This is a genomic window from Streptococcus sp. oral taxon 071 str. 73H25AP, assembly GCF_000146755.1.
GTDB classification, from domain to species: Bacteria; Bacillota; Bacilli; order Lactobacillales; family Streptococcaceae; genus Streptococcus; species Streptococcus oralis_T.
Map to the genome: position 1 here is coordinate 726,312 of NZ_GL397254.1, position 24,642 is coordinate 750,953.

23 protein-coding genes and 1 pseudogene are annotated in these 24,642 nt (G+C 41.3%); 15 read left to right on the forward strand and 9 right to left on the reverse strand.

Features of this window, described 5'->3' with window-relative positions:
• Positions 1-22: 22 nt before the first annotated feature.
• The 3 genes and pseudogenes from HMPREF9189_RS05825 to radC all read left to right on the forward strand — a co-directional run bounded on the left by HMPREF9189_RS05825 (position 23) and on the right by radC (position 3,637).
• On the forward strand, positions 23-535 hold the full coding sequence (locus tag HMPREF9189_RS05825; RefSeq protein ID WP_001124393.1) for a GNAT family N-acetyltransferase: 513 nt from the start codon (positions 23-25) through the stop codon (positions 533-535).
• Positions 536-623: 88 nt separating this feature from the next.
• Entirely contained in the window at positions 624-2,915 is a 2,292-nt protein-coding gene (pcrA, locus tag HMPREF9189_RS05830; protein ID WP_000992897.1) for a DNA helicase PcrA, read from the forward strand.
• A gap of 42 nt (positions 2,916-2,957) precedes the next feature.
• Positions 2,958-3,637 (forward strand): annotated as a pseudogene (gene radC / locus HMPREF9189_RS05835) (DNA repair protein RadC).
• Here the strand turns inward: radC and HMPREF9189_RS05840 are convergent.
• From HMPREF9189_RS05840 to HMPREF9189_RS05870, 7 genes are all read right to left on the reverse strand, one after another.
• On the reverse strand, positions 3,634-4,323 hold the full coding sequence (locus HMPREF9189_RS05840) for a gamma-glutamyl-gamma-aminobutyrate hydrolase family protein (protein ID WP_000743321.1): 690 nt from the start codon (positions 4,321-4,323) through the stop codon (positions 3,634-3,636). The pseudogene radC and the gene HMPREF9189_RS05840 sit on opposite strands and share 4 nt — an antisense overlap.
• A gap of 15 nt (positions 4,324-4,338) precedes the next feature.
• Positions 4,339-4,980, reverse strand: coding sequence for a redox-sensing transcriptional repressor Rex (locus tag HMPREF9189_RS05845; RefSeq protein ID WP_000653419.1), 642 nt, complete (start codon positions 4,978-4,980; stop codon positions 4,339-4,341).
• Between the two features lie 93 nt (positions 4,981-5,073).
• Complete coding sequence (locus tag HMPREF9189_RS05850) at positions 5,074-5,277, reverse strand: DUF4649 family protein (RefSeq protein ID WP_000286096.1); 204 nt, start codon at positions 5,275-5,277, stop codon at positions 5,074-5,076.
• Positions 5,278-5,283: 6 nt separating this feature from the next.
• On the reverse strand, positions 5,284-5,631 hold the full coding sequence (locus HMPREF9189_RS05855) for a DUF1831 domain-containing protein (protein ID WP_000863517.1): 348 nt from the start codon (positions 5,629-5,631) through the stop codon (positions 5,284-5,286).
• 4 nt (positions 5,632-5,635) lie between these two features.
• Positions 5,636-6,751 carry a cysteine desulfurase family protein gene (locus HMPREF9189_RS05860; protein WP_000639684.1) on the reverse strand — a complete coding sequence of 372 codons (1,116 nt, stop codon included), beginning with the start codon at positions 6,749-6,751 and terminating at the stop codon, positions 5,636-5,638.
• Between the two features lie 9 nt (positions 6,752-6,760).
• A complete protein-coding gene (locus HMPREF9189_RS05865) occupies positions 6,761-7,720 on the reverse strand; it encodes a ribose-phosphate diphosphokinase (RefSeq protein ID WP_001283846.1) in 960 nt (319 codons plus the stop codon).
• A gap of 111 nt (positions 7,721-7,831) precedes the next feature.
• Positions 7,832-8,401: a CYTH domain-containing protein gene (locus tag HMPREF9189_RS05870; protein WP_000811126.1), complete on the reverse strand. Its 570-nt coding sequence runs from the start codon at positions 8,399-8,401 to the stop codon at positions 7,832-7,834.
• A gap of 129 nt (positions 8,402-8,530) precedes the next feature.
• Between HMPREF9189_RS05870 and HMPREF9189_RS05875 the strand changes: the two genes are divergently transcribed.
• The 8 genes from HMPREF9189_RS05875 to HMPREF9189_RS05910 all read left to right on the forward strand — a co-directional run bounded on the left by HMPREF9189_RS05875 (position 8,531) and on the right by HMPREF9189_RS05910 (position 16,094).
• Positions 8,531-9,202 (forward strand): GTP pyrophosphokinase family protein, encoded by a 672-nt coding sequence (locus tag HMPREF9189_RS05875; protein ID WP_000151558.1) that lies wholly within the window; start codon positions 8,531-8,533, stop codon positions 9,200-9,202.
• The gene (locus tag HMPREF9189_RS05880; RefSeq protein ID WP_000799069.1) at positions 9,186-10,004 is read left to right on the forward strand and encodes an NAD kinase; all 819 of its coding nucleotides are present in this window, start codon (positions 9,186-9,188) and stop codon (positions 10,002-10,004) included. The genes HMPREF9189_RS05875 and HMPREF9189_RS05880 overlap by 17 nt, the downstream gene beginning before the upstream one ends.
• On the forward strand, positions 10,001-10,897 hold the full coding sequence (locus HMPREF9189_RS05885) for an RluA family pseudouridine synthase (RefSeq protein WP_001209999.1): 897 nt from the start codon (positions 10,001-10,003) through the stop codon (positions 10,895-10,897). Before HMPREF9189_RS05880 ends, HMPREF9189_RS05885 begins: the two co-directional genes overlap by 4 nt.
• A gap of 43 nt (positions 10,898-10,940) precedes the next feature.
• Positions 10,941-11,915 (forward strand): phosphate acetyltransferase, encoded by a 975-nt coding sequence (pta, locus tag HMPREF9189_RS05890; protein ID WP_000451561.1) that lies wholly within the window; start codon positions 10,941-10,943, stop codon positions 11,913-11,915.
• Between the two features lie 82 nt (positions 11,916-11,997).
• Positions 11,998-13,164 (forward strand): A/G-specific adenine glycosylase, encoded by a 1,167-nt coding sequence (gene mutY, locus HMPREF9189_RS05895; protein ID WP_000886169.1) that lies wholly within the window; start codon positions 11,998-12,000, stop codon positions 13,162-13,164.
• Positions 13,165-13,233: 69 nt separating this feature from the next.
• A complete protein-coding gene (gene yycF, locus HMPREF9189_RS05900) occupies positions 13,234-13,941 on the forward strand; it encodes a response regulator YycF (RefSeq protein ID WP_000722062.1) in 708 nt (235 codons plus the stop codon).
• On the forward strand, positions 13,934-15,283 hold the full coding sequence (gene vicK, locus HMPREF9189_RS05905; RefSeq protein WP_000568715.1) for a cell wall metabolism sensor histidine kinase VicK: 1,350 nt from the start codon (positions 13,934-13,936) through the stop codon (positions 15,281-15,283). Before yycF ends, vicK begins: the two co-directional genes overlap by 8 nt.
• A gap of 1 nt (position 15,284) precedes the next feature.
• The gene (locus tag HMPREF9189_RS05910; protein ID WP_001290612.1) at positions 15,285-16,094 is read left to right on the forward strand and encodes an MBL fold metallo-hydrolase; all 810 of its coding nucleotides are present in this window, start codon (positions 15,285-15,287) and stop codon (positions 16,092-16,094) included.
• Positions 16,095-16,127: 33 nt separating this feature from the next.
• On the opposite strand, the gene HMPREF9189_RS05915 is transcribed toward HMPREF9189_RS05910, so the two are convergent.
• Both HMPREF9189_RS05915 and HMPREF9189_RS05920 read right to left on the reverse strand, forming a co-directional pair.
• Entirely contained in the window at positions 16,128-16,475 is a 348-nt protein-coding gene (locus tag HMPREF9189_RS05915) for a thiol reductase thioredoxin (protein WP_000434654.1), read from the reverse strand.
• 110 nt (positions 16,476-16,585) lie between these two features.
• Positions 16,586-18,304 carry a phospho-sugar mutase gene (locus HMPREF9189_RS05920; RefSeq protein WP_000222138.1) on the reverse strand — a complete coding sequence of 573 codons (1,719 nt, stop codon included), beginning with the start codon at positions 18,302-18,304 and terminating at the stop codon, positions 16,586-16,588.
• A 228-nt stretch (positions 18,305-18,532) separates the two neighbouring features.
• Here HMPREF9189_RS05920 and HMPREF9189_RS05925 point away from each other — a divergent pair, with 228 nt between their 5' ends.
• The 4 genes from HMPREF9189_RS05925 (at position 18,533) to ligA (ending at position 24,609) form a co-directional block, all read left to right on the forward strand.
• Positions 18,533-20,434: an ABC-F family ATP-binding cassette domain-containing protein gene (locus HMPREF9189_RS05925; protein WP_000584892.1), complete on the forward strand. Its 1,902-nt coding sequence runs from the start codon at positions 18,533-18,535 to the stop codon at positions 20,432-20,434.
• 3 nt (positions 20,435-20,437) lie between these two features.
• Positions 20,438-21,301, forward strand: a complete 864-nt coding sequence (locus HMPREF9189_RS05930; protein ID WP_000400525.1) for an XRE/MutR family transcriptional regulator — start codon at positions 20,438-20,440, stop codon at positions 21,299-21,301.
• An 80-nt stretch (positions 21,302-21,381) separates the two neighbouring features.
• Entirely contained in the window at positions 21,382-22,560 is a 1,179-nt protein-coding gene (locus HMPREF9189_RS05935) for an MFS transporter (protein WP_001079361.1), read from the forward strand.
• A 90-nt stretch (positions 22,561-22,650) separates the two neighbouring features.
• Positions 22,651-24,609, forward strand: a complete 1,959-nt coding sequence (gene ligA, locus HMPREF9189_RS05940; protein WP_001005756.1) for an NAD-dependent DNA ligase LigA — start codon at positions 22,651-22,653, stop codon at positions 24,607-24,609.
• The last annotated feature ends 33 nt before the right edge of the window (positions 24,610-24,642 follow it).

Below are 24,642 nucleotides of genomic sequence, written 5' to 3' on the forward strand. Positions count from 1 at the left end.
TCGATTTTAGAGAGAGGAATATATGCCAAAGATTCGAACAGTAAGGGAGTCTGATATTCCAGACCTGCTTGCTATTTATGCTCCTTATGTCCTTAATACAGCCATTACATTTGAATATGAGGTGCCAAGTGTTGAAGAATTTCAAAGAAGAATCCAAAAGACCTTGCTTAAATATCCTTATCTAGTGCTAGAGGAAGAAGGAAAAATTTTGGGATATGCCTATGCTTCCACCTATTATGATAGGAGGGCTTATGATTGGTCAGTTGAAGTGTCAATTTACTTGCATCAAGAAGCCGAAGGTCGAGGGTTAGGGAGTCTACTCTATGACTGTCTGGAGGAAGAACTAGAGTCTAGGGGTTACTTACGCTTCTTAGCTTGTATCGCTTTGCCAAATGATAGGAGCATTTTACTTCACCGAAAGAGGGGCTATGAACAAGTAGCTCATTTCCCTGAGATTGGCTATAAGTTTGGAAAATGGCATGATATCGTTTGGATGCAAAAGTCATTGACTCCTCCTGATGATATGAGAGAGTAGAATTCCACACGCAACCAGTCTAGCTAAAGATATTTTCCCTGTTTTCTGATATAATAGAAACATTGACTTCAAGAGTAAGGAAGAGAAAATGAACGCATTATTAAATGGAATGAATGACCGTCAGGCTGAGGCGGTACAAACGACAGAAGGACCTCTGTTAATCATGGCGGGGGCTGGTTCTGGGAAGACTCGTGTTTTAACTCACAGAATCGCCTACTTGATTGATGAAAAAATGGTTAATCCTTGGAATATCTTGGCCATTACCTTTACCAATAAGGCTGCGCGGGAGATGAAGGAGCGTGCCTATGGGCTCAATCCGGCAACCCAGGACTGTCTGATTGCGACTTTTCACTCCATGTGTGTTCGTATCTTGCGTCGCGATGCGGATCATATCGGCTACAATCGTAATTTCACCATTGTAGATCCTGGTGAACAACGAACCCTTATGAAACGAATTCTCAAGCAGTTAAACTTGGATCCGAAAAAATGGAATGAACGGACTATTTTGGGAACCATTTCCAATGCCAAGAATGACTTGATTGATGATGTGGCTTATGCTGCTCAAGCTGGCGATATGTACACACAAATCGTGGCCCAGTGTTATACGGCCTATCAGAAGGAACTTCGTCAGTCTGAGTCCGTTGACTTTGATGATTTGATTATGCTGACCCTACGACTCTTTGATCAGAATCCTGATGTTTTAACATACTACCAGCAAAAATTCCAATATATCCACGTTGACGAGTACCAAGATACCAACCATGCCCAGTACCAACTGGTCAAACTCTTAGCTTCACGCTTTAAAAACATCTGCGTGGTCGGTGATGCGGACCAGTCTATCTACGGTTGGCGTGGGGCTGATATGCAGAATATCTTGGATTTTGAGAAAGATTACCCTAACGCTAAGGTGGTTTTATTAGAAGAAAATTACCGTTCAACCAAAACCATTCTCCAAGCAGCCAACGATGTCATCAAAAACAATAAAAATCGTCGTCCTAAGAATCTCTGGACCCAGAATGCCGATGGAGAGCAGATTATTTACTATCGTGCAAATGACGAACAAGATGAGGCTGTTTTTGTAGCCAAAACCATCGATGAACTTGGTCGTAGTCAAAACTTCCTCCACAAGGATTTTGCAGTTCTTTATCGGACTAATGCGCAATCCCGTACTATTGAGGAGGCCCTCCTAAAGTCCAATATTCCTTATACTATGGTCGGCGGAACCAAGTTCTACAGCCGTAAGGAAATCCGTGACATTATCGCTTATCTTAACCTCATTGCAAATTTGAGTGATAATATCAGTTTTGAGCGCATTATCAACGAGCCTAAACGCGGAATTGGTCCAGGAACGGTTGAGAAAATCCGTGATTTTGCGAATATGCAAGACATGTCTATGCTAGATGCTTCAGCCAATATCATGCTGTCTGGCATCAAAGGAAAAGCAGCCCAGTCTATCTGGGATTTTGCCAATATGATTCTGGATTTGCGGGAGCAACTGGATCAATTAACCATCACCGAGCTAGTGGAAGCTGTTCTAGAAAAAACTGGTTATGTCGATATTCTTAATGCCCAAGCGACTTTGGAGAGCAAGGCTCGGGTTGAAAATATCGAGGAATTCCTATCCGTTACTAAGAACTTTGATGACAATCCTGATAGTCAGGAAGAAGAAACTGGTTTGGACAAACTCAGTCGTTTCTTGAATGACTTGGCCTTGATTGCAGATACGGATACAGGCAGTCAGGAGACATCAGAAGTGACCTTGATGACCCTCCATGCAGCTAAGGGACTTGAGTTCCCAGTTGTCTTTATCATCGGGATGGAGGAAAATGTCTTTCCGCTTAGCCGTGCAGCTGAAGATCCTGATGAACTGGAAGAAGAACGCCGTTTGGCCTATGTCGGTATCACACGCGCAGAAAAGATCCTCTATCTGACCAATGCCAATTCACGCTTGCTTTTTGGGCGTACCAACTACAATCGTCCGACTCGTTTCATCAATGAAATTAGTTCGGACTTGCTTGAGTATCAAGGTTTGGCCCGTCCAGCGAATACTAGCTTTAAAGCCTCTTATAGCAGTGGTGGGATTGCTTTCGGTCAAGGTATGAGCTTAGCTCAGGCCCTTCAAGAACGGAAACGCAATGCTGCACCAAGCTCTATCCAGTCAAGTGGTCTTCCGTTTGGACAGTTTACATCCGGAAATAAAAAAGATTCAAGCGATACCAACTGGTCTATTGGAGATATTGCACTTCACAAGAAATGGGGAGAGGGTACTGTTCTGGAAGTCTCTGGTAGTGGTGATACTCAGGAACTAAAAATCAATTTCCCAGAAGTCGGTCTGAAAAAACTCCTAGCCAGTGTAGCCCCAATTGAGAAAAAAATCTAATTTTCCATCCTTCTCACGAATAATAAAGTGAGGAGGATTTTTATGTATAGTATTTCATTCCAAGAAGATTCACTTTTGCCTAGAGAAAGACTGGTAAAGAAGGAGTAGAGGCACTGAGCAATCAAGAATTGCTAGCTATACTACTCAGAACCGGAACGCGTCAGGCAAATGTTTTTGAAATTGCTCAGCAAGTTTTGGACAGTTTGACCAGCCTAACTGATTTGAAAAAAATGACCCTGCAGGAATTGCAGAGTCTGTCAGGTATTGGACGTATTAAAGCTATTGAACTACAAGCGGTGATTGAACTGGGACATCGTATTCACAAACGTGAAACCCTTGAGATGGAAAGTATTCTCAGTAGTCAAAAGCTAGCCAAGAAAATGCAACAGGAACTTGGCGACAAAAAACAAGAGCACCTAGTGGCGCTCTATCTCAATACTCAAAATCAAATCATTCATCAGCAGACCATCTTTATCGGATCCGCGACACGCAGTATTGCAGAACCAAGGGAAATCCTTCACTATGCCCTCAAGAATATGGCTACCTCTGTGATTCTTGTTCACAATCATCCATCAGGTGCCGTATCTCCTAGTCGAAATGACGACCATGTCACTAAGCTAGTCAAGGAAGCCTGTGAACTGATGGGAATCGTTTTCTTGGACCACCTGATTGTCTCTCACTCTGATTACTTTAGTTACCGTGAAAAGACAGATCTGATTTAAAGTTCGTTAACAACATAGTCAAATAGCGTTTTGTCTTTGGGGCGATTTTCAAAGAGAAATTCAGGATGCCATTGAACACCAAGATAAGGAAAGTCGTCCGTAGTTGTCACAGCCTCAATTATTCCATCTTTAGGATCATGTGCTACAACCTTAAGATTTGAAGCTAGGTCTTTAATGCTCTGGTGGTGGAAGGAATTGATATGAGAGATTTCTCCATAGATCTCTCGGAGAATCGTATCAGGTTCCGTTACGAGGCGTTGGGTTGTGTATTCGGCTGAACAGTCCTGCCAATGATCCTCAATATCTTGGTGAAGCGTGCCGCCCATGGCGACGTTGAAAAGCTGAGTACCCCTACAAACAGAGAAAATTGGTTTCTTCTGTTTGATCGCTTCTCTGATAAGGGATAATTCAAATTCATCTCTTTGAAGATGGTAGTCATCGCTATCAATGGTTTTAGGCTCACCGTAGAATTTTGGATCAACATTTTGCCCACCCGTTAGGATGAGCTTATCAATGATACTGATGTAATGGGTAGCCATTTCTTGATCACCAATCGGTAGGATGATGGGAATTCCGCCAGCGTCCTTGACTCCTTCAACAAAGCCCTTTGCTGCATAGCTCATCATGATGTCATCATCTGGATGAGCTTTTTCATTTCCTGTAATCCCAATAACTGGTTTTTTCATAAATGCTTTCGCTTTCTAATCCTCTTTACGCATAAAATAGAGGAGGGTTTGGAGTTCGCTTGTTAAATCGACATACTGAACGACTACATCTTTTGGGAGGTGGAGGTGAACAGGGGAAAAGCTGAGAATACCTTTTATACCTGCATCGACCAAAAGATTGGCGACTTCTTGTGATTTAACACTTGGAACAGTTAGGATAGCAGTTTTGACATCTGCTTCTTTGATTTTTTCTTTAATCTGTGAGATACCATAGATTGGAATTCCATCAGGTGTCTGGGTCCCGACTTCTGGATGGTCATCTAGGTCAAAGGCCATGATGATTTTCATCTTGTTACGCTCATGGAAGCGATAGTGGAGAAGGGCATGCCCCATATTCCCAATCCCAACCAACATAACATTGGTAATGGAGTTGTCATTTAGGAGGTCAGCAAAAAAAGTCATCAGTTTTTTAACATCATAACCAAAACCACGACGACCTAGTTCACCAAAATAGGAAAAATCACGACGAACAGTCGCAGAATCGATACCGATAGCCTCTGCAATTTGCTTGGAGTTGGCACGTTCGATTTTCTCGGCATGAAATCTCTTGAAAATTCGATAGTAGAGAGAGAGTCTTTTTGCTGTTGCTTTTGGAATAGCAGACTGTTTATCTTTCACAAAACCACAACCTTTCTATTCTTCTATTTTATAGAAACATTGTGAAAAAATCAACAAAAACAAGAAAAAACTAAGAAAATCTTAGTTTTAGTCTTAAAAATTAGCTTGTGATAGAAAACGGTAGAGATCCCCGACCAATCCTTGATAAATAACTTTATCATCAAAGGTTAATGAGGTAACTAGGAATGTATCAGGAAGAGTTACACAACCTGATAGAGATAACATAAGCTCTTCGTAACTCTCAAATTCAAGGGTACGCTCTACTTGATAACTATCTTGATAAGTGAGACGATACATAGTCAATTATCTTTCTTCTTTTGTGAAGATACCGCGTTCTACAAGGCTGTCCATGAGGAAGTAGAATTTCTCTTGGTGGATATGATGGTCTTCTGATTTAAAGATATTAACCAAACGAAGGCCTGACTTGTCAGTGATATTGAGTTTAGCACCTGTAAGGTCTTTGTTGATGATGATTTTTAGCTTGAATCCTTCACCGCTGTTAGGTACTTTCTCAAGCAGACGAGTCAGTTCGAAGTTTCCAACTTTTGTTTCAAAGAAAGTATTGTCTTTGAGTGTGAATTTTTTGACAGATGGGCTAAGTGTGTAGTCGTAGCGGCAGTTTTGTAGTTTAATGGTTTTTTCGAATGCCATTAGATTAATCTCCAATAATATTTTTTAAGGTCTGTGCGAGTTGTTTTAGTTCTTCCTCAGTGTTAAGAGGAGACAGACTGATACGGACAGATTCTTTCAAACGATGTGAATCTGGTCCATAAAATGCTTCAAGCACATGACTGGTTTGCACGACACCAGCAGTACAAGCTGAACCAGTAGAAATTGAAATTCCTTCAAGGTCTAACCGTAGCAAGAGCAAATCATTTTTTTGACCAGGAAAGCCAATGTTGACAACATAAGGAAGTTGGTGGTTGCTTTCATTAAGATAGTAGTCGAGACCTGCAATTTCTTCTAAAAAAGTTGATTTGAGTGCACTTAATTTTTGGTAATGCTTAACTTGGTCATTTAAATCCTCTTTGAGAGCAGCGACCATGCCTACAATAGCGGCGAGATTTTCTGTTCCAGCCCGTTTCTTTTGTTCTTGGTCCCCACCGTGAAGGTAGGAATCAAAGTCTCCAGTAGATGCGTAAAGAAAGCCAACTCCTTTTGGTCCATGGAATTTGTGGGCAGAGGCGCTAAGGAAATCAATTCCTAATTCTTCGGGATGGATAGGAATCTTCCCGATAGCTTGAACAGCATCTACATGATAAGCCGCAGGATGCTCTTTTAAAACACGTCCAATCTCAGCGATAGGTAAGAGGCTACCTGTTTCATTATTAGCATACATGGTGGAAACGAGAATGGTATCGTCACGTAAGGCTTCTTGAATTTGCTGGGCAGTAATTTCTTGATTTACTGGTTGGATGATGGTCGCTTCAAAACCAAAATGTTGCACCAAATAATCGATAGTCTCAAGCACAGAATGGTGTTCAATAGCTGTTGTGATGATATGTTTTCCCTGATTTTGATGACGGAGACAATAGCCAATAATAGCTGTATTGTTACTTTCGGTACCGCCAGACGTGAAAAAGATATGTTGAGATTTTGTCCCCAATAACTGGGCTAGTTCTTGACGGGCTTCTCGCAAGAGCTTGCCAGCCTGTCGACCATGACTATGAATACTAGAAGGATTACCATGGGTTTCTTGCATGACCTTGGTCATTTCTGAAATAGCAACTGCTGACATAGGAGTCGTTGCAGCATTGTCCAAATAAATCAAAGAATCACCTTATTTCTTTTTGTTGTAAGCAAAGAGTGGGCTGACTGGTTTTCTTTCATGGATGCGGACGATCGCATCTCCGATTAACTCGCTAGCAGTAATGTAACATACATTTTCTGGAGTTCTTTCTTTGGTAGCTACGGAGTCTGTCACAAGGATTTCCTTGATGTTTGTAGCGTCAAGAAGGTCTGCTGCACCTTCAACAAATAAACCGTGACTGGATACTGCATAAATCTCAGTTGCGCCTTCACGTTCAACGATTTTAGCTGCTTCAGAGAAGGTACGACCAGTATTTAGGATATCGTCAATCAAGATAGCCTTCTTGCCTTCGACATCCCCAATGATATAGCCTTCGTTACGATCAGAATCGTCTTGGGCGTAGTCAATGATAGCGATAGGAGCATCAAGGTATTCAGCCAAACTACGTGCACGTTTAACACCAGAGTTCTTTGGACTGACAACAACAACATCGGAGCCAAGGAGTCCTTTATCACAGTAGTGCTTAGCAAATAGAGGAACAGTATAAAGATTATCTACAGGAATATCAAAGAAACCTTGGACCTGAACAGCGTGGAGATCAAGCGTTAGAACACGGCTTACACCAGCTTTGACAAGCATATTGGCAACTAGTTTTGCAGTGAGGGGTTCGCGAGAAGAAGCGATACGATCCTGACGAGCATAACCAAAGTAAGGAAGGACAACGTTGATACTATGAGCACTTGCACGTACACAAGCATCAACCATTATTAATAATTCCATCAAGTGGTTGCTAACAGGGTAGCTAGTTGACTGGATGATGTAAACATCGTAACCACGGACACTTTCTTCGATGTTGACTTGGATTTCGCCGTCAGAAAATTGACGAGAGGATAATTTCCCGAGAGGTACACCAACTGTATCAGCAATCTTTTGAGCGATTTCTGGGTTAGAGTTTAGGGTGAAAAGTTTCATGTTGTTTCTATCTGACATTATAGACCGTCCTCTGTAAACTTTGTGAATCTCCTTTGAGAAAGTTCTGTTTTTCAAAGCAAGATTCTTTTATTTTTATCTTTTCTATTCTACCAAAAAAAGGAGATTATTTCAGCTTTTTTTCATGCTTTTAATAAAACGAATTAATTTTGAAGGAGCTTTCTGATAAGTTATGTGATTTTCATCTAAAAATTTCCGAAAATCTTCTTTCCCTTTTTCATGGTCGGTGACTTCAAGCTCGAGTTCATAGTCCGTCTGGTCAAAGTATTGACTTTCATCTAAGGCCATTAAGCCAATTTCTGTTTTCGTTTCATAACGAAGGGTTGAAAGGCAGCCTAAAACAAGCCAGTCACGACTTTCAATACCAATCTTAGCGAGTTTTTCTAGAACGAGCCCTTGAGGTAGTTTTTGTTTTTCTAGGTATGATTCAGCTTCTGGAAGAGTTAGTTTCTGGTTGTATTCCATATTTCCTACAGTTTGAGGCACTTTCAAGGTCAATTCCGCCCAATCTGCAAAAGTGCGAATGCGCATGGCAACCTTTTTTTCGCGCAACTGGAAATCAGGCGTGTCAATGTAGTAGTTTTTTTGGTGAACAGGAGCTATATGGGCAAACTGTTTTTTTAAATGATTGTAGTCATCTTTTTTCAGTAGTGTTTTCAGTTCAATTTCTAATTGTTTCATTTTTCTAACCTTTTCTTTATCTTTGAAAGCGGATTTATGGTATAATGTACAATGTATTTATTGTATAAGATTGTAGTGAAAAAATCAAAAATTTTTAACAGCACAATCTCATACTAAAAGGGAGAAAATATGACCATAGAATGGGAAGAATTTTTAGATCCTTACATTCAAGCTGTTGGTGAATTGAAGATTAAACTTCGTGGGATTCGCAAGCAGTACCGTAAGCAAAACAAGCATTCTCCGATTGAGTTTGTAACTGGTCGGGTAAAACCGATTGAAAGTATCAAAGAAAAAATGGCTCGTCGAGGAATTACTTATGCAACTCTGGAACATGATCTGCAAGATATTGCTGGTTTACGTGTCATGGTTCAGTTTGTTGATGACGTGGAAGAAGTTGTCGCAATTCTACGTAAACGTCACGATATGAGAGTCGTTCAGGAACGAGATTATATCAACCATCGTAAGGCGTCGGGTTATCGTTCTTATCATGTTGTTGTCGAATATACTGTAGATACGATAAATGGGGCTAAGACCATTCTCGCCGAGATTCAAATTCGGACCTTGGCTATGAACTTTTGGGCTACCATTGAGCATTCACTCAATTATAAGTACCAGGGGGACTTTCCAGAGGAAATAAAAGAAAGACTGGAAATCACTGCCAAAATAGCTCACCAGCTAGATGAAGAAATGGGAAAGATTCGAGATGACATTCAGGAAGCTCAGGCGCTCTTTGATCCTTTGAGTAGAAAACTAAACGACGGTGTAGGAAATAGTGACGATACAGATGAAGAATACAGGTAAGCGAGTTGACCTCATAGCTAATAGAAAGCCGCAGAGTCAGAAAGTTTTACATAAACTGAGGGAAAAACTCAAAAAACAGCATTTTATAATCAATGATACAAATCCCGATATCGTCATTTCGATTGGTGGTGATGGGATGCTTTTGTCTGCCTTTCACAAGTATGAGAACCAGTTAGACAAGGTTCGATTTGTAGGTGTACATACAGGACACTTAGGATTTTACACGGATTACCGTGACTTTGAGTTGGACCAGTTGGTTGTTAATCTCCAACTGGATTCTGGAGCCAAGGTTTCTTATCCAGTCCTGAATGTCAAAGTGACTCTTGAAAATGGTGATGTAAAAACCTTCCGTGCTCTAAATGAAGCTAGCATCCGTCGGTCAGACCGCACCATGGTTGCAGATATCATCATTAACCACGTTCCATTCGAGCGCTTTCGTGGAGATGGTGTGACTGTCTCAACGCCTACTGGGAGCACTGCCTATAACAAATCCTTGGGAGGAGCGGTTTTGCACCCTACCATTGAAGCCTTGCAGTTGACGGAGATAGCGAGTCTTAACAACCGAGTCTATCGCACTCTGGGATCATCGATCATTATTCCCAAAAAAGATAAGATTGAGCTCTTGCCGACACGCAATGATTACCACACGATATCAGTCGATAACAGCGTCTATTCATTCCGTAATATTGAACGAATTGAATATCAAATCGACCATCACAAGATTCATTTCGTAGCGACACCAAGCCACACTAGTTTCTGGAATCGGGTTAAAGATGCCTTCATCGGCGAGGTGGACGAATGAGGTTCGAATTTATCGCAGATGAACATGTCAAGGTCAAAACCTTTCTGAAGAAACACGAGGTTTCTAAAGGATTGTTGGCTAAGATAAAGTTTCGAGGTGGGGCTATCCTGGTCAATGATCGCCCTCAGAATGCGACTTATCTCTTAGATATTGGAGATAGGGTTACCATTGATATTCCAGCAGAGGAAGGCTTTGAAAGCCTTGAAGCAATTGACCGTCCTTTAGATATCCTGTATGAGGATGACCACTTTTTGGTTTTGAATAAGCCTTATGGAGTAGCTTCCATCCCCAGTGTCAATCATTCCAATACCATTGCGAATTTTATCAAAGGCTACTATGTTAAGCAGGAATATGAAAACCAGCAGGTCCATATCGTGACCAGACTGGATCGGGATACATCTGGTTTGATGCTCTTTGCCAAGCACGGTTATGCTCATGCACGATTAGACAAGCAACTGCAACGAAAGTCTATCGAAAAACGTTACTTTGCCTTGGTTAAGGGCAATGGGGATTTGGAGCCAGAAGGGGAGATTATTGCCCCGATTGCGCGTGATGTGGACTCCATTATCACGAGAAGGGTTGCCAAGGGTGGAAAATACGCCCATACCTCTTACAAAGTTGTAGCGTCTTATGGAGATATTCACCTGATCGATATTCGATTGCATACTGGGCGAACTCATCAGATCCGAGTGCATTTTTCTCATATCGGCTTTCCTTTGTTGGGAGACGATCTCTATGGAGGAAGCTTAGACGATGGGATTCAACGTCAGGCTCTGCATTGTCATTATTTATCTTTTTATCATCCTTTTCTAGAGCAAGATTTGCAACTAGAAAATCCCTTACCGGATGATTTCAGCAATCTTATAACTCAGTTATCAACTAATACTCTTTAAAATCTATTTTGAGTATAATTTAATTTTTTAAAGGAGAAAACTCATGGAAGTTTTTGAAAATCTTAAAGCCAACCTGGTTGGCAAAAATGCTCGTATCGTTCTCCCTGAAGGGGAAGAGCCACGTATTCTTCAAGCAACAAAACGCTTGGTAAAAGAAACAGAAGTAATTCCTGTTTTGCTTGGGAACCCAGAAAAAATCAAAATTTATCTTGAAATCGAAGGGGTTATGGACGGCTATGAAGTGATTGACCCCCAACACTATCCTCAATTTGAAGAAATGGTTGCTGCTTTAGTAGAGCGTCGTAAAGGCAAAATGACTGAAGAAGAAGCGCGCAAAGTTTTGGTTGAAGATGTCAACTACTTTGGTGTTATGTTAGTATACTTGGGCTTGGTTGACGGTATGGTATCTGGTGCGATTCACTCAACTGCCTCAACAGTTCGCCCAGCCCTTCAAATTATCAAAACACGCCCAAATGTTACTCGTACTTCAGGTGCCTTCCTTATGGTACGTGGTACAGAACGTTACCTATTTGGAGACTGTGCCATTAATATCAATCCAGATGCAGAAGCCTTGGCTGAAATTGCGATCAATTCAGCAATCACAGCTAAGATGTTTGGTATCGAGCCTAAAATTGCCATGCTAAGCTATTCTACTAAAGGTTCAGGCTTTGGTGCAAGCGTTGATAAGGTTGTTGAAGCGACTAAAATCGCTCATGATTTGCGTCCAGACCTTGAGATTGATGGTGAGTTGCAATTTGATGCAGCCTTCCACCCTGAAACTGCAGCATTGAAAGCTCCAGGAAGTAACGTTGCTGGGCAAGCAACTGTCTTTATCTTCCCTGGTATCGAAGCAGGAAATATTGGCTACAAGATTGCAGAACGTCTTGGTGGCTTCGCGGCTGTAGGTCCAGTTCTGCAAGGTTTGAACAAACCTGTTAACGACCTTTCTCGTGGATGTAATGCCGATGATGTGTACAAGTTGACCCTTATCACAGCAGCTCAAGCAGTTCATCAATAAGATTTAGTCCTCTTTCCCATGGGAAGAGGCTTTTTAGTACTGAGAAAAGGACAGCTAGAAGCTTCTATGTTATACTAGATATATGTTAGATTTGAAAAAATACGGTATCGTCATGTGGCCGGAGGAGAAGATCATTTCTTTTCGTGAGAAACTCCTCAACTGGTATGATGAAAACAAAAGAGATTTACCTTGGCGGAGAAGTAAAAATCCTTATCACATCTGGGTATCTGAAATCATGCTCCAGCAGACCAGGGTGGATACAGTTATTCCCTATTATGAACGATTCTTGGACTGGTTTCCAACTGTTGAAAGTCTGGCGAATGCCCCTGAAGAGCGTCTGCTGAAGGCTTGGGAGGGTTTGGGCTATTATTCTCGAGTACGCAATATGCAGGCTGCAGCTCAGCAGATTATATCTGACTTTGGTGGTCAATTTCCAAACACCCATGAAGGAATTTCTGGCCTGAAAGGGATTGGCCCCTATACTGCGGGAGCAATTTCCAGTATCGCTTTTAATTTACCCGAGCCAGCAGTTGATGGCAATGTCATGCGAGTTTTAGCGCGCTTGTTTGAGGTAAATTATGATATCGGAGTTCCCAGCAATCGCAAGATTTTCCAAGCTATTATGGAAATCTTGATTGACCCGAAACGACCAGGTGACTTTAACCAAGCTCTGATGGACTTGGGCTCTGATATAGAGTCTCCGGTTAACCCTCGACCAGAAGAAAGTCCTGTTAAGGAATTTAGCGCAGCCTATCAGAATGGAACCATGGATCGATATCCAATCAAAGAACCCAAGAAAAAGCCTCTCCCAATATATCTCAAGGCTTTGGTTGTGTGCAATGACCGTGGTCAATATCTTCTTGAGAAAAATGAAAGTGAGAAACTGCTAGCCGGTTTTTGGCATTTCCCGCTGATTGAAGTTGAGGATTTCTACAGCGATGATAATCAAATAGATCTCTTTTCACAAGTTAAAGAGGAAAGCAGAGCTTTTGGACCAAGTCCTCAAGAAAACTTTGAGCAGGATTATGATTTAGAAGTGAATTGGTCCCAGCAAGTATTTGACCAGGTAAAGCATGTATTTAGTCATCGGAAATGGCATATTCAAATCCTAGCTGGTCAAGTGACAGATTCGAAACAGTTTTCTGACAGAGAAGTTCGTTGGGTTTCTCCTCAGGAGTTTTCTGATTATCCACTGGCTAAACCTCAACAAAAAATTTGGCAGGCTTATAAAAACAACTCTCGAAGATGAAGGCTTACAGTAGCCATTTGTGCCTTCTTTGTATTTTTTTGTTATAATAGATAGAGAAAAGGTGATAAAATGAAAAAAATATTAATTGTAGATGATGAGAAACCAATCTCGGATATTATTAAGTTTAATATGACCAAGGAAGGTTACGAAGTTGTAACCGCATTTAATGGTCGTGAAGCAATTGAGCTATTTGAAGCAGAGCAACCAGATATTATTATTCTAGACTTGATGCTTCCGGAAATTGATGGTTTAGAAGTTGCTAAAGCTATTCGTAAGACTAGTAGCGTGCCGATTATTATGCTCTCAGCTAAGGATAGTGAGTTTGACAAGGTTATAGGTTTGGAGTTAGGTGCAGATGATTATGTTACAAAGCCCTTCTCGAACCGTGAGTTACAAGCCCGTGTCAAGGCTCTGCTTCGTCGTACAGATCTTGCTTCAGTAGATAGCCAAGAGTCTGATGAGAAGAAGACGCAGCCCTTACAAATTGGTGATTTGGAAATCGTTCCAGATGCTTACGTGGCTAAGAAATATGGTGAGGAATTAGATTTGACCCACCGTGAGTTTGAACTCTTATATCACTTGGCATCTCATATTGGTCAAGTGATTACGCGTGAACACTTGCTTGAGACTGTATGGGGGTATGACTATTTTGGTGATGTTCGTACAGTGGACGTGACTATCCGACGTTTGCGTGAAAAAATTGAAGACACACCAAGCCGTCCAGAGTATATCCTCACACGTCGTGGTGTCGGCTACTATATGAAAAATAATGATTGAAGATATTAGACAAACTATTCTGACCAGTGATTTTATCTTTATCCTGATTTTACTTGGCTTTATCCTAGTTGTGACCTTGTTGTTGCTGGAAAACCGTCGGGATAATATCCGGTTAAAAGAGATAAATCAGAAGGTTAAGGACTTAATTGCAGGTGACTATTCTCAAGTTTTGGACTTGCAGGGTAGTACAGAGATCACCAACATCACCAATAATCTGAATGATTTGTCAGAAGTTATTCGTTTGACCCAAGAAAATTTGGAACAAGAGAGTAAAAGGCTGCATAGCATTCTTTCCTATATGACAGATGGTGTCCTTGCGACCAATCGCCGTGGCCAGATTACTATGATCAACGATATGGCAAAAAAACAGCTAGGTGTGCAGAAAGAAGAGGTTCTTAATAAAAGCATTCTCGAATTACTAAAGATAGAAGATGAATATGAACTGCGTGACCTGATTACACAGATACCTGAGTTGACGATTGATTCTCAGGATGCTAATGGAGAATATTTGAGCCTTCGTGTACGTTTTGCCCTTGTCCGCCGTGAGTCAGGTTTCATCTCTGGTTTGGTTGCCGTTTTACATGATACGACCGAGCAAGAGAAGGAAGAGCGTGAGCGAAGACTCTTTGTTTCAAACGTCAGTCATGAGTTGCGTACTCCTTTGACCAGTGTTAAATCTTATCTCGAAGCCTTGGATGAGGGAGCTCTGTATGATCCTGTCGCCCCTGATTTTATTAAGGTTTCACTCGATGAAACCAACCGTATGATGCGTATGGTGACAGATCTCTTGCATCTATCTCGTATTGACAATGCGACTACTAAACTGGATATAGAGTTGATTAACTTTACAGCCTTTATCACCTTCATCCTCAACCGTTTTGATAAGATGAGAAATCAGGATGAAGAGAAAAAATATGAGCTAGTGAGAGATTATCCAATAACTTCAGTTTGGATTGAGATTGATACGGATAAGATGACCCAGGTGATTGATAATATTCTTAACAATGCCATCAAGTATTCACCAGATGGTGGGAAGATTACGGTTAGCATGAAAACCACGGATGACCAGATGATTTTATCAATTTCTGACCAGGGTCTTGGGATTCCAAAACAAGATTTGCCTAGGATTTTTGACCGCTTTTACCGTGTGGATCGCGCAAGAAGTCGTGCTCAAGGTGGGACTGGTTTGGGTCTGGCTATCGCGAAAGAAATCATCAAACAACACAATGGTTTTATTTGGGCAAAAAGCGAATACGGTAAGGGTTCAACCTTTACCATAGTGCTCCCTTATGATAAGGATGCCGTAAAAGAAGAAATATGGGAGGACGAAATAGAAGACTAGAATGAGTGAAAAAGGCTTTAAATACAGTATTTTAGCATCAGGTTCCAGTGGAAATTCCTTTTATCTGGAAACTCCAAAAAAGAAAATCTTAGTGGATGCAGGCTTGTCTGGTAAGAAAATCACCAGTCTTTTGAGCGAAATCAATCGTAAGCCAGAAGATTTGGATGCTATTTTGATTACGCATGAACATTCAGATCATATTCATGGAGTTGGTGTATTGGCTCGCAAATATGGTATGGACCTTTACGCCAATGAAAAAACCTGGCAGGCTATGGAAAATAGCAAGTACCTCGGTAAGGTGGATTCATCGCAGAAGCATATTTTTGAAATGGGTAAAACCAAAACCTTTGGCGATATTGATATTGAGAGTTTTGGGGTTAGCCATGATGCGGTAGCACCCCAGTTTTACCGCTTTATGAAAGACGACAAGAGCTTTGTCATGCTGACCGATACAGGTTACGTCAGTGACCGTATGGCAGGAATTGTCGAAAATGCAGACGGTTATCTCATCGAGTCCAACCACGACGTAGAAATCTTGCGAGCAGGATCTTACGCTTGGCGTCTCAAACAGAGAATTCTATCGGATCTCGGTCACCTCTCTAACGAGGATGGTGCTGAGGCCATGATTCGTGCAATGGGAAATCGAACCAAGAAAATCTACCTCGGGCATTTGTCCAAAGAGAACAATATCAAGGAGCTGGCTCATATGACCATGGTTAACCAGCTAGCACAAGCTGATCTGGGAGTAGGAGTAGACTTTAAAGTTTACGACACTTCCCCAGATACTGCAACACCATTGACAGATATATAAAAAAGAAGGCGAGTGCCTTCTTTTTTATATTTTTTACAATCCAGCAAATTCCTTGATTTCTTGTGCGGACATGGAAGAGTCACAACGGACATTGATTTGTCCATCAGAGATGTGGACAAAGCCTGGTACGGTTGGGATTCCATAGCGTGAGCGGAATTCTTGCAACTCATTGAGTTGGCTTGCTTCTTCACTGTTGATAAAGTAGATGTGCGCTTTGGTTTCAGCTACGACACCAGCCAAAGTGCCAGCAAATTTACGGCAGTAAGGGCAAGTTTTACGACCGATGAAGAAGGTTGCAGTTTCTTTCTTATCAAGTGCTTCTTGAGCACAGGCAACAGTTGTGACTTCAAGATCTTTAATATTTTCTAAAAATTGTTCCATGAGTTTACCTCGCTTTCATTGATATGTCTAGTATGCCACAAAGTTCCTAAAATTGCTTAGATTTGATACGAAAAAAAGATGAGACTAGTTTATCTCATCTTTATAGAGTGTTATTTCACAAACGCATTGATTTCCGCTTCGATGTTAGCAATCTTAGCTTGTGAATCTTCGTTGCTTTCACCCACAACGGCAATGTAGAACTTGATTTTTGGTTCTGTACCTGAAGGGCGAACTGCAATCCATGAACCGTCAGCAAGTGTGTATTTTAAGACATCGCTTGGAGGAGTAGTCAAAGTTGTCACAGTACCATCTGTAGCAGTAGAAGTTTGTGCTTTGAAGTCTTCTACAACAGTGATAGCTGTTGCGTTCCATTCTTTCGGAGCATTGTTACGGAATTTAGCCATGATGGCTTTGATTTGTTCTGCACCATCGACACCAGAAAGGGTAACAGAGATGGTCTTTTCAGCGTAGTAGCCGTATTCTTTGTAGATTTCTTCGATACCATCAGCAAGTGTCAAACCACGTGAACGGTAGTAGGCAGCAAGTTCAGCAACGACAAGAACGGCTTGGATAGCGTCTTTATCACGCACGAATGGTTTAATCAAGTAACCGAAGCTTTCTTCAAATCCCATCATATAAGTGTGATTGTGTTTTTCTTCGAATTCTTGGATTTTTTCAGCGATAAATTTGAAGCCAGTCAAAACGTTGAACATGGTCGCACCGTAGCTCTCAGCAATCTTGGTTACCAAGTCAGTTGATACGATAGACTTGCAGAGAGCAGCATTTTCAGGAAGTGTTCCAGCATTTTTATGGGCTTCCAAGATGTATTTAGCCATGATGGCACCGATTTGGTTACCTGAGAGGTTGAGGTAGCTGCCATCTTTTTGAAGCACTTCAACACCGACACGGTCAGCGTCTGGGTCAGTTGCCACAAGAACATCTGCACCTACTTGGCGACCAAGTTCTTCAGCAAGGGCGAAGGCCGCTTGATTTTCGGGATTTGGAGATTTAACAGTTGAGAAGTCTGGGTCTGGAGTTGCTTGTGCTTCAACAACTTGAACAGAGTCAAATCCGGCTTGAGCAAGAGCACGACGAGCCAACATTTCACCAGTACCATGAAGTGGTGTGTAGACAATCTTCATGTCTTTACCAAATTCTTCGATCAAGGTTGGGTTGATGTTTACGTCTTTGACTTCTTTGAGGTATTCTGCATCAACAGCTTCGCCGATAACTTCAATCAAGCCAGAAGCTTTTTCAGCTTCGACATCAGCAACTTCGACAGCGAATGGATTTTCGATAGCACGAATATAAGTAGTCAAAGCGTCTGCATCGTGTGGAGGCATTTGTCCACCGTCTTCACCGTAAACCTTGTAACCGTTAAATGGAGCAGGGTTATGGCTGGCAGTAATCATGATACCTGCAAAACAGTTGAGGTGACGAACTGCAAATGAGAGTTCTGGAGTTGGACGAAGGCTTTCAAATACGTAAGATTTGATACCGTGTTTAGCAAGAACTGCAGCAGATTCAAAGGCAAACTCAGGTGAGAAGTGGCGGCTATCGTAGGCAATTGCAACACCGCGTTCTTTTTCGTTTCCACCTTTTGACTCAATCAAACGAGCCAATCCTTCAGTTGCTTGACGAACAACATAGATGTTGATGCGGTTTGTACCTGCACCGATCAAGCCGCGCATACCTGCAGTACCAAATTCAAGATTGGTGTAGAAAGCATCTTCTTTTGTTTTTTCGTCCATGTTTTCTAAATCTTGACGAAGATAGTCGGGAAGGCCGGCAAAATCGACCCATTTTTGATAATTTTCTTGGTAAGTCATAGAGTGTCTCCTTTGTTTATTTACTTTAATCGCTTTCATTATATCACTATTTGACATTTTAGTAAAACGTTAGCATAACTTAAAATGTAGGAAATTTACTTTTATTTCATTGTAGAAGAACAGCCCAATACGCTTTCTAATGAAAAAGAAGATGAATAGTTCGGGTTTATGACTCGAACTTTTTTCATTGCAATTGTGCAAAAGAGAAAAAGATAGTAAAATAGATGTATGATTATTTTACAAGCTAATAAAATTGAACGTTCTTTTGCAGGAGAGGTTCTTTTTGATAATATCAACCTGCAAGTTGATGAACGAGACCGGATTGCCCTCGTTGGGAAAAATGGGGCAGGTAAGTCTACTCTTTTGAAGATTTTGGTTGGGGAAGAGGAGCCGACCAGTGGAGAAATCAATAAGAAAAAAGATGTTTCTCTGTCTTACCTGGCCCAAGATAGCCGTTTTGAGTCTGAAAATACCATTTATGATGAAATGCTTCACGTCTTTGATGACTTGCGTCGGACTGAGAAGCAACTTCGTCAGATGGAACTGGAGATGGGTGAAAAGTCTGGTGAAGATCTGGATAAACTGATGGCGGATTATGATCGTTTATCAGAGAACTTCCGTCAGGCTGGTGGCTTCACCTACGAAGCTGATATCCGTGCTATCTTAAATGGATTCAAGTTTGACGAGTCTATGTGGCAGATGAAAATTGACGAGCTTTCTGGTGGCCAAAATACTCGTCTGGCACTGGCTAAAATGCTCCTTGAAAAGCCCAATCTCTTGATCTTGGACGAACCAACCAACCACTTGGATATTGAAACCATTGCCTGGCTGGAAAATTACCTGATAAATTATAGTGGTGCCCTCATTATTGTCAGTCACGACCGTTACTTTTTGGACAAGGTTGCGACGGTTACACTTGATTTGACCAAGCATTCCTTGGATCGCTATGTGGGAAATTATTCTCGTTTTGTTGAGTTAAAGGAGCAAAAGCTAGCAACTGAAGCAAAAAACTATGAAAAGCAACAGAAGGAAATCGCGGCTCTAGAAGACTTTGTCAATCGCAATCTAGTCCGAGCTTCAACGACCAAACGTGCTCAATCTCGCCGCAAGCAACTGGAAAAAATGGAGCGTTTGGACAAGCCTGAAGCTGGTAAGAAAGCAGCCAATATGACCTTCCAGTCTGAAAAAACGTCAGGAAATGTCGTTTTGACTGTTGAAAATGCTGCTATTGGCTATGATGGGGAAATATTGTCAGAACCTATCAACCTAGACCTTTGTAAGATGAACGCTGTTGCGATTGTCGGACCAAATGGTATTGGCAAATCAACCTTTATCAAGTCGATAGTAGACCAGATCCCTTTTATCAAGGGAGAGAAGCGTTTTGGTGCCAATGTTGAGGTTGGCTACTATGATCAGACTCAAAGCAAGTTAACACCTAGTAATACTGTACTCGATGAACTCTGGAATGATTTTAAATTGACACCAGAAGTTGAAATCCGCAACCGCCTCGGTGCCTTCCTTTTCACAGGAGATGATGTTAAAAAATCGGTTGGAATGCTGTCAGGTGGCGAGAAAGCTCGTTTATTGCTTGCCAAACTTTCAATGGAAAACAATAACTTCTTGATTCTTGACGAGCCGACCAACCACTTGGATATTGATAGTAAGGAAGTGCTAGAAAATGCCCTGATTGACTTTGACGGTACCTTGCTGTTTGTCAGTCATGACCGTTACTTTATCAATCGTGTGGCCACTCATGTTTTGGAATTGTCTGAGAATGGCTCAACCCTCTACCTTGGAGATTATGACTACTATGTTGATAAAAAGGCTGAAATGGAAGTCAGCCAGACAGAAGAAACTTCAACAAGTAATCAAGTAAAAGAAGCAAGTTCAGTTAATGACTACCAAGCCCAGAAAGAAAGTCAAAAAGAAGCCCGTAAGCTCATGCGCCAAATCGAGAGTTTAGAGGCTGAAATCGAAGAGTTAGAAACTCAAAGTCAAGCCATTTCTGAACAAATGCTGGAAATCAACGATGCCGAAAAACTCATGGAATTACAAGCAAAACTTGATAAGATTAGCCGGCGTGAGGAAGAGGCTATGCTTGAGTGGGAAGAATTATCGGAGCAGGTGTAAGAAATGGAACATCTTGGAAAGGTATTTCGTGAATTTCGAACAAGTGGGAAATACTCTTTGAAAGAGGCGGCAGGTGAATCATGTTCAACCTCTCAGTTATCTCGCTTCGAGCTTGGGGAGTCTGATCTAGCAGTTTCTCGTTTCTTTGAGATTTTGGATAATATTCATGTGACCATTGAAAATTTCATGGACAAGGCTAGGGATTTTCAAAATCATGAACATGTTGCCTTGATGGCACAGATTATTCCGCTTTACTACTCAAATGATATTGCAGGTTTTCAAAAGCTTCAAAAGGAACAGCTTGAGAAAGCAAAGAGTTCGACCAATCCCCTCTATTTTGAGCTGAATCGGATTCTGCTACAAGGCCTTATTTGTCAAAGAGATACTAGTTACAGTATGGAACAGAGTGATTTGGATAAGGTGGCGGATTATCTTTTCCAAACAGAAGAATGGACCATGTATGAGTTGATCCTTTTTGGCAATCTCTATACTTTCTACAATGTGGACTATGTGGCTCGGATTGGCAGAGAAGTCATGGAGCGAGAGGAGTACTATAAAGAAATTGGTCGCCATCGAAAACTCGTTTTGATTTTAGCTCTTAACTGTTACCAGCATTGTTTGGAGAACCGTTCCTTTGCGGATGCGGACTATTTTGAGGGCTATGTGGAGAAGTTGATTGGAAATGGTATCAAGCTTTATGAGCGCAATATCTTTCATTATCTAAAGGGTTTTGCCCTCTACCAGAGAGACTTGAAAGAAGAGGGTTGTTGTCAGATGCAGGAAGCCATGCATATTTTTGAAGTACTTGGACTTCCAGAGCAAGTGGCCTATTATCAGGAACATTATGAAAAATTTATAAATCCTTAAATTTCCCAAATAAGGGAAAAGCGAAGAGACTCTTTTCAGTTTTGATACAATAGTTTCAAAATTTGAGAGGAGCTTTTTATATGAATCGACATGCAGTACAGTTGATTAGTCGTGGTGCTATTAATAAGATAGGAAATATGCTCTATGATTATGGAAATAGTGTTTGGTTAGCCTCAATGGGGACGATAGGACAGACTGTTCTTGGGATTTATCAAATTTCTGAGTTGGTTACATCTATTTTAGTCAATCCCTTTGGTGGAGTGATTTCAGATCGCTTTTCGCGTCGCAAAATTTTAATGACGACTGACTTGATTTGCGGCATTCTCTGTTTAGCGATTTCTTTCATCAGAAATGATAGCTTGATGATTGCTGCCTTGATTTTTGCTAATATTGTTCAGGCGGTTGCCTTTGCATTTTCTCGCACGGCTAATAAAGCCATTATAACTGAGGTTGTAGAGAAAGACGAGATTGTAACCTATAATGCTCGTTTAGAGTTAGTCTTGCAGGTTGTTGCAGTAAGTTCTCCTGTGCTCTCCTTCATTGTTTTACAATTTGCCAGCCTCCATATGACACTTGTCTTAGACGCTATTAGTTTTTTCATCGCGTTTGGTCTAGTGGCTCTCCTTCACCAAAAAGAAATCCAAGTATATGAGAAAAAGAGTTTTAGTTGGAAAAATATTTTTACTGATATGAAAGAAGGACTTGGCTATATCTGGCGCCAGCAAGAGATCTTTTTCCTTTTGTTAGTAGCTTCCAGTGTTAATTTCTTTTTTGCAGCTTTTGAATTTCTCCTCCCCTTTTCAAATCGGCTTTACGGGGCAGAAGGAGCTTATGCAAGTATTTTGACTATGGGGGCAATTGGTTCGATTATCGGAGCTCTTCTAGCTAGTAAAATAAAGGCAAGTGTTTATAATCTTTTGATTCTATTGGTTTTGACTGGAGTTGGAGTTTTTGTGATGGGGTTACCACTGCCAACTTTTCTTTCCTTTTCGGGAAATTTAGTTTGTGAACTGTTTATGACAATTTTTAATATTCATTTTTTTACTCAGGTTCAAACCAAGGTTGAAAGTGAATATTTGGGTAGAGTATTAAGTACAATTTTTACTTTAGCCATTCTATTTATGCCGATTGCAAAAGGCTTTATGACGGTGCTGCCAAGCGTACATCTCTCTTCTTTCCTGATAATCGGAAGTGGAGTTGTTATCCTGTCTTGTCTATCCCTTATTTATGTACGAAGTCATTTTGAAAAAGAGTCCTAATTTCTATTTTTTTAGAAAATATTTCACTACGAACCATTTTTCAGCCCTTCTCTATTGTGAGGAGGGCTTCATTTGTGGTAAAATAATATTATGAATGAAAGAATGAATGAGTTAGTTGCCTTACTCAATCGCTATGCAACCGAGTACTATACAAGTGATAACCCCTCGGTTTCAGATAGCGAGTATGATCGCCTCTACCGAGAGTTAGTCGAGTTGGAAGCTGCCTATCCAGATCAAGTTTTAGCGGACAGTCCGACCCATCGTGTTGGTGGTAAGGTTTTAGACGGTTTTGAAAAATACAGTCATCAGTATCCTCTTTATAGTTTGCAGGATGCTTTTTCACGTGAAGAGTTAGAAGCTTTTGATGCGCGTGTTCGAAAGGAATTACCCCAACCGACCTATATCTGTGAATTGAAAATCGATGGTTTGTCTATATCGCTTACGTATGAAAAGGGGATTTTGGTTGTTGGTGCCACACGTGGGGATGGTTCTGTTGGTGAAAATATCACCGAAAATCTCAAGCGCGTCAAGGACATTCCTTTGACCTTGCCAGAAGAACTTGATATCACTGTCCGTGGAGAGTGTTACATGCCACGCACTTCATTTGATCAAGTCAACCAAGCTCGCCAAGAAAATGGAGAGCCTGAATTTGCTAATCCTCGTAACGCAGCTGCAGGAACCCTCCGTCAGTTGGATACCGCAGTAGTGGCCAAGCGTAATCTTGCGACTTTCCTCTATCAAGAAGTAAGCCCTTCTACTCGTGATAGCCAAGAAAAGGTCTTGAAGCATCTTGAACAGCTTGGATTTGTGGTTAATTCTAAGCGAATTCTGGCTGAAAGCATGGATGAGATATGGAATTTCATCCAAGAAGTTGGACAAGAACGGGATAATTTACCTTATGACATTGATGGAGTGGTAATCAAGGTCAATGACCTTGCAGGTCAAGAAGAGCTTGGCTTTACCGTTAAAGCGCCCAAGTGGGCAGTTGCCTATAAATTTCCTGCTGAAGAAAAAGAAGCCCAACTCCTTTCAGTTGATTGGACAGTTGGCCGTACTGGAGTTGTCACGCCAACTGCCAATCTGACACCAGTTCAGCTTGCTGGGACAACCGTCAGTCGTGCAACTCTCCACAACGTAGATTATATTGCTGAAAAAGATATCCGAAAGGACGATACGGTTATCGTTTATAAGGCTGGAGACATCATCCCTGCTGTTTTGCGTGTGGTAGAGTCCAAGCGTGTTTCTGAAGAAAAACTAGATATTCCGACTAACTGTCCAAGCTGTGACTGTCAGTTACTTCATTTTGAAGATGAGGTTGCTCTACGTTGTATCAATCCTCGCTGCCCTGCCCAAATCATGGAAGGTTTGATTCACTTTGCCTCTCGAGATGCCATGAATATTACAGGACTTGGTCCATCTATCGTTGAAAAGCTTTTTGCTGCTAATCTAGTTAAGGATGTGGCGGATATTTACCGTTTGAATGAAGACGATTTCCTCCTTTTAGAAGGCGTCAAGGAAAAGTCTGCTTCTAAACTGTATCAGGCCATTCAAGCATCCAAGGAAAACTCTGCTGAAAAGCTTTTATTCGGTTTGGGAATTCGCCATGTCGGAAGCAAGGCTAGCCAACTCTTGCTCCAACACTTTCACTCTATTGAAAATCTAGCCCAAGCAGACCCAGAGGAAGTAGCAAGTATCGAGAGCTTGGGTAGTGTGATTGCTCAAAGCCTTCAGACTTATTTTGCTACAGAAGGATCGAAGATTCTCCTAGACGAGTTGAAAGAAGCTGGAGTTAATCTGGACTACAAAGGACAGACAGTAGTAGCGGATGCGGTCTTGTCAGGTTTGACCGTTGTATTAACTGGAAAATTGGAACGTCTCACACGTTCTGAAGCCAAAAGTAAACTCGAAAGTCTTGGTGCCAAAGTTACAGGCAGTGTATCTAAGAAAACGAATCTTGTCGTAGCAGGAGCAGATGCAGGAAGCAAGCTCCAAAAAGCACAAGAACTTGGTATCGAAGTTCGAGATGAAGCTTGGCTAGAAAGTTTGTAAAGAATAGTTGAAAACTAGATGTTAGATAGTCTG